Below are 3446 nucleotides of genomic sequence, written 5' to 3' on the forward strand. Positions count from 1 at the left end.
GGTGCAGGGATTGCAGCGGCAGCCGCCGGACTTGCAGGTGCAGGCGGACTTGGTCTCTTCGGTCTTGGTCATTGCGTGTCTCCTTCTTGCCCGGGGATCGGACCTGACCCATATGACGTCTGTACCATGGTACGGAGTCAAGCGATGAATTCGCTCACGATCGGAGCCCTCGCCAAGTCCGGCGGCGTCGGCGTGGAAACGGTGCGCTATTACCAACGCCGCGGCCTGCTGCCTGAGCCGCCGCGCACCGGCGGCATCGGGCTCGGCGGCGGGGTCAGGCGCTACGGCGCGGAGGATGTGCGGCGGCTCCGCTTCATCCGCGCCGCACAGACGGCCGGCTTCACGCTGGAGGAGATCGGCGAGCTGCTGGCGCTCGATGCGTCGGAGGACCGGGCCCGCGCCCGCGAGCTCGCCACGGGCCGCCTCGCCGCGCTGGATGCGAAGATCGGCGAGCTGCAGCAGGCCCGCACCGCCCTCACGCGCCTCGCGACCGCCTGCGCCGGCAGCGCCGCCGGCCCCTGCCCGATCATCGCCGCGTTCGAGGATTCCGCCTGAGGCGCTATGCCGCCGGCAGCGCCCAGTCGATCGGCGCCAGGCCACGGCTTTCCAGGAAGGCATTGGTCTTGCTGAAGTGCCGGCAGCCGAAGAAGCCGGAATGGGCGGAGAGCGGCGACGGATGCGGCGCCTTCAGCACCAGATGACGCCCGCCGCGTTCGATCGAGTCGACGAACGCCGCCTTCTTCTGTGCATGGCTACCCCACAGCAGGAACACCGCCGGCTCCGGACGGTCGTTGACCAGCCGGATGACGGCGTCGGTGAACCGCTCCCAGCCGCGGCCCTGGTGCGAGGCGGCAAGGCCCTGCTCGACCGTCAGCACGCTGTTCAGCAGCAGCACGCCCTGGCTCGCCCAATGTTCGAGGAAGCCGTGGCCGGCAGGCGCAACGCCCAGGTCCGCCTCCATTTCCTTGTAGATGTTGACGAGGCTCGGCGGGATCCGCGTGCCGGGCCGCACCGAAAAACACAGGCCGTGCGCCTGGCCGGCGCCGTGATACGGATCCTGCCCCAGGATCACGGCGCGCACCTTGTCGGGCGGCGTCAGGTCGAGCGCGCGAAACCACTCGCCGCCGGCCGGAAAGATGCGTTTGCCCGCCTGCCTCTCGGCGATCAGAAAGGCACGAAGCTCGGCCATATACGGGCTGGCGAATTCGCCGTTCAGCGGTTCCCGCCAGCCCGGATGCAGTTTGATCTCGCCCATGTGCCGCCGGCATCAGCAAGGCCGGCGGCGGTGTCAACCCAAGGGCTTAATTGGCGCCCGTCGAGGTGGCGACCGGCTTTGCCGGCGGCTGGCTGGAGCGGGCATCCGACAGGGTCTGATCGTACCAGACGGCGAGGTCATCGTGCATCTTCGCGAGCTCCGCCGGGTTCAGGTACACCATGTGCCCGGACTCGTAATATTTGAACTCGACGTTGCGCTGCAGCGACGGCTCCAGCAGCATGTGACTGACGTCGAATTCGGTGCCGTAGAACGGCGTCGCCATGTCGTAATAGCCGTTCAGGAACAGCACCTTCAGATACGGATTGGTCCGCATCGTATAGGCGAGGTCGATCGCGGTGTTCGGCGTATTCTGCGAGAAGTTGCTGCCCGGCGCCTCATGCTTCCAATCCCAATTGAAGCCGGGTTGGCGGGCGGAGATGCGATACGGCATCGTTGGATGATAGCCGAGCGTCTTCTTCGCATAATCCATGAAGCTGGAGATGAACGCACCGGAGATTGCGGTGGAGGACGGATCGTCGTCGGGCCGCTCGGCATTGGCGTCGCTGGGGATCAGCGTGTAGCGCGAATCGAGCCGCCCGATCGCCAGCCTGCGGTCGCGCAGCAGCTCGGTCCGGAAATGGTTGAGATCGACGCGCAGGTCGGCGCGCATGATGAAGTCCGGGCTGATGCCGATATATTTCGACATCTGCTCGGCGATCTGGCGCTTCTCTTCGGGGCTGATCGTCGATCCCTTGGCCAGCGCCGCAGCGTAAGGCCCGCTGGTGAAGGCGCGCACTTCCTGCAGGAACGCTTCCAGGTTCGGCGGACGGTTCTGCAGATGGTTGTGGTACCAGGCGGTTGCCGCGTAGCCGGGGAACAGCGTCAGATAGTTTGCGTCATATCCGGGCTGGCGCACGCCATAGTTCATGATCGACGACAGGTAGACGATGCCGTTGAGGCTGAGGCCGCGCTCCTCAAGCAACGCCGCGACTGCGCCGTTCCGAAGCGTGCCGTAGCTCTCGCCGAACAGGAATTTGGGCGAGGTCCAGCGACCGTTCTTGGTGACATAGCGCTCGATCGTGCGCGCGAAGGCGTCGGCGTCCTGGTCGACACCCCAGAAATCCTTGCCGGTCTTCGCGCCCAGCGGACGCGACCAGCCAGCGCCCATCATGTCGATGAAGACCAGGTCGGTCTTGTCGATCAGCGAATGCGGGTTGGGCCCGAACCCATAAGGCGCGGGGCGGATATATTCCGGGTTGGCGGTGGTGACGCGAACCGGCGCGAAGCTGCCCATGTGCAGCCACACGGTCGCCGAGCCCGGGCCGCCATTGTAGAAGAAGGTCACGGGCCGCGACGACGGCGCCGCGCCATCCTTCGTATAGGCAGTGTAGAACATCGAGCCCGTAGGCTTGCCGTCATTGTCGCGGATCGTCAGCGTGCCGGCAGTCGCCGTGTAGGCGATGCGCTGGCCTTCGACCGTGACCGCGCCGTGGCTCACCGAAGCGGGCTCGTCGACCGGCGGCTTCACCCAGGCGTCTTCGGCCTCGGCGATCATCTCCTGTTGGTGGGATTTCGCCAGCTTGGTGGCGGCGGGGGTCTTGTCGGGGGCGGTCTCCTGTGCCGGAGCAGCCACCGCTGTCATCAACATCATCAGCGCAATCGTCGAACGCATCCTCTTGCCCTCTCTCCCTCGACCACCCGGGAGAGCCCATGCAACGTGAGAACCCGATGGTCAAATCAGGCGCTTAGGCGGTGCCAGAGCCAGGGGAGCATCGCCAGCAGCGCGGCGCCGGCGACCAGATAGGGCAGCGAGCCCCAGAACTGATACAGCCCGACCCCGATCGAGGGCCCAAGCACGAAGCAGGCGCCGTTCACCGACGTGGTGCGGCCGGCGACGGCACCTTGTTCGTGATGGCCGACCGCGAGCGAGGCGCCGGCTGTGAAGGCCGGCCGCAGGAACCCGAAACCGAGCGACGCTAGGCCGTAGGAAACGGCGAGCATGTGCAGCGACTCGGAAAGACCGGTCAGCACGCAGCCCGCCGCCGCCAGTAGCGCGCCGGAAATAGCGAGCGAGCGCGGCTTCAGGTTCAAATTGGGGATCAGCCCCCATTGCGCCAGCAGCGCGGCGCCGGCGCCGACCATCAGCACCACGCCCGTTTCTGCCGCGGCCTGCTCCGCGGAGATATGCAGC

General features: G+C 66.6%; 3 protein-coding genes and 1 pseudogene. 1 reads left to right on the forward strand and 3 read right to left on the reverse strand.

All coding sequences use genetic code 11. The features are described from left to right. The first annotated feature begins 144 nt into the window (after positions 1-144). The gene (locus VFT73_RS06650) at positions 145-555 is read left to right on the forward strand and encodes a MerR family transcriptional regulator (protein WP_326409394.1); all 411 of its coding nucleotides are present in this window, start codon (positions 145-147) and stop codon (positions 553-555) included. A 4-nt stretch (positions 556-559) separates the two neighbouring features. Here VFT73_RS06650 and ung read toward each other — a convergent pair whose 3' ends face one another. The 3 genes and pseudogenes from ung to VFT73_RS06665 form a co-directional block, all read right to left on the reverse strand. Then, complete coding sequence (gene ung / locus VFT73_RS06655; RefSeq protein ID WP_326409396.1) at positions 560-1255, reverse strand: uracil-DNA glycosylase; 696 nt, start codon at positions 1253-1255, stop codon at positions 560-562. A gap of 46 nt (positions 1256-1301) precedes the next feature. After that, on the reverse strand, positions 1302-2927 hold the full coding sequence (locus VFT73_RS06660) for a S10 family peptidase (protein WP_326409397.1): 1626 nt from the start codon (positions 2925-2927) through the stop codon (positions 1302-1304). A 65-nt stretch (positions 2928-2992) separates the two neighbouring features. Then, positions 2993-3446: pseudogene (locus tag VFT73_RS06665) on the reverse strand (MFS transporter); the annotation flags it as partial.

It is taken from the genome of Sphingomonas sp. (genome assembly GCF_035758555.1).
Lineage (GTDB): Bacteria > Pseudomonadota > Alphaproteobacteria > Sphingomonadales > Sphingomonadaceae > Sphingomonas_B.